Source organism: Klebsiella sp. MS 92-3 (assembly GCF_000195655.1).
Classification (GTDB): Bacteria; Pseudomonadota; Gammaproteobacteria; order Enterobacterales; family Enterobacteriaceae; genus Klebsiella; species Klebsiella pneumoniae.
Genome location: NZ_GL882748.1, coordinates 1 through 1,832, shown reverse-complemented (window position 1 = coordinate 1,832; position 1,832 = coordinate 1). Strand labels below are relative to the sequence as shown.

Sequence of the window (1,832 nt, the reverse complement as noted above, 5' to 3'; positions counted from 1 at the left end):
CCCGCGGGGGGGGGGATTTTTTTCGCACAGTGGACGTGTCTGGCAGGTGACCTCTTCTTCTTTGATTACCCCTGTTTCCTCGCTTCCCCTGTGCATGAACTTTTCATGGAGAGAAAGGATGAAGGTGATAAAGGGGTTGGTCCTACTGTGCCTGATGATGCTCGCGGGCTGCCAGTCTGAGGAAGAGACCAGCCAGTTCCTGCTGGCCTGTAAATACGATGCGCCAGCGACGATCGCAGCCATGCTGGATAACGGCATTGATGTGGATGGTCAGGATAAAACCGGCTTAAGCGGCCTGATGGTCGCTGCTGCGGAAAATCGACGCGATGTGGTTGAATTGCTGCTTAAGCGTCGGGCGAAGCCGAACCTCCAGACGCGCCAGGGCGTCACGGCGCTGATGCTGGCGGCGGCGCGTGGCAGCGATACCGCGATTATCGGCGATCTTCTCCAGGCGGGAGCGTCGGTGAATCAGACCTCCATCGACAAGAGTACGGCATTGATGTCCGCCATCTCCGACGGCGGGGACGTCAGAAACGACTATCAGCATATTCTGGCGATGAAAAAGCCCGATGCGCCTGTCGAAGAGGAGAGTACGCTGGACAAGATAGTTGGCGCAACGGCGGCGAAATCGCTGGCGACGGGCAATCGCGCGCTGATGACCGAAGACATGGCGTTACAACTGGCGCCCGGCGCGTTTAAGAAGAACGTCGACGAGATAGTGGCGCTGCTCCTCAAGCACGGCGCGGACGTGAAGGCCGTCAACGCGTCCGGGGAATCGGCCTTTTTCCTCGCTGTCGATCACGCGCGATCGGCGGAAACCATCACGACGTTGGCCAACGCCGGGGCGGACACCAGCCTGGCGGATAAATCCGGCACCACACCGCTGATGCTGGCGGCGGCGGGGGACGATCCCGATCTGGTGCTGGCGCTGTCGGCCTCCGGGGGGGGAGGGGGTCAGCCGAACCGTGAAGGACTCACGGCGCTGCAGGTGGCGGCGGGTCAGGGGGCGCCTGCGGTGATCGCGGCGCTGGCGCAGCGCGGCGCAAAGGTGGACCAGCTTTCCGCCAACGATCTCAGCCCGCTGATGCTGGCGGTCAAAATGAATAATAAAGCCAATGTCGAGGCGCTGCTTGCGGCTGGCGCCAGCGTCAACCTCAGCAATAAGGCCGGCTATACGGCGATTGGCTACAGCCGGGCCGGCGAGGTTCGCCAGCTGCTGCTGGCACAGCATGCCGAGCTGAAGGGGCAGGCCGCGCATATGGCGCAAAGCGAACTGCAGTTTTGTGCTAATGCCTTTGCTGACAAGCTGGCATACAGCGACATCGCCCGGGCGGTGAATAACGATACCCGCCCGGATATTATGCGTCATCAGCAATCCTGCCCGGAGCTGGGGGAGCTGACGATGCTACTGGGAGAGTTTACATTCACCCCGGCGGGCGCAACCTATCTCGGCGAGCCGGTGACATGTAAGGTATCCGAGTATCGCAAAACGTTTGAGGTCAACTGCCGCTAAAAACGTTGAGCAACCGGCGATTCGCTGCTCAGGCTGCTGAGTTTCTCGCCGGTTGAGCGATTTTTTGAAAATAAGGCATTGACGGGTAGGCATCCCAGCAGTAAGATGCGCCCCGCATTCGGTGATTGGCGCAGCCTGGTAGCGCACTTCGTTCGGGACGAAGGGGTCGGAGGTTCGAATCCTCTATCACCGACCAAATTCGAAAAGCCTGCTCAATGAGCAGGCTTTTTTGCATCTGAGGCCAGTGAGGATGAGAACCTCCGGGGGCAGGAGGTTCGACTCGCGTTTCGTAGGCCCGCGCAAGCGCATGGACTGCACC

At 60.3% G+C, this 1,832-nt stretch carries 1 protein-coding gene and 1 tRNA gene; both read left to right on the top strand.

What is annotated here, in order from left to right:
- Positions 1-118: 118 nt before the first annotated feature.
- The gene (locus HMPREF9538_RS22310; RefSeq protein ID WP_009484191.1) at positions 119-1,513 is read left to right on the top strand and encodes an ankyrin repeat domain-containing protein; all 1,395 of its coding nucleotides are present in this window, start codon (positions 119-121) and stop codon (positions 1,511-1,513) included.
- 119 nt (positions 1,514-1,632) lie between these two features.
- A tRNA-Pro gene (locus HMPREF9538_RS22315) sits at positions 1,633-1,709 on the top strand.
- Positions 1,710-1,832: the final 123 nt, after the last annotated feature.

Coding starts and splice junctions, on each gene's coding strand:
- HMPREF9538_RS22310 (WP_009484191.1), top strand. CDS start 119: ATGAAGGTGATAAAGGGGTTGGTCCTACTGTGCCTGATGATGCTCGCG.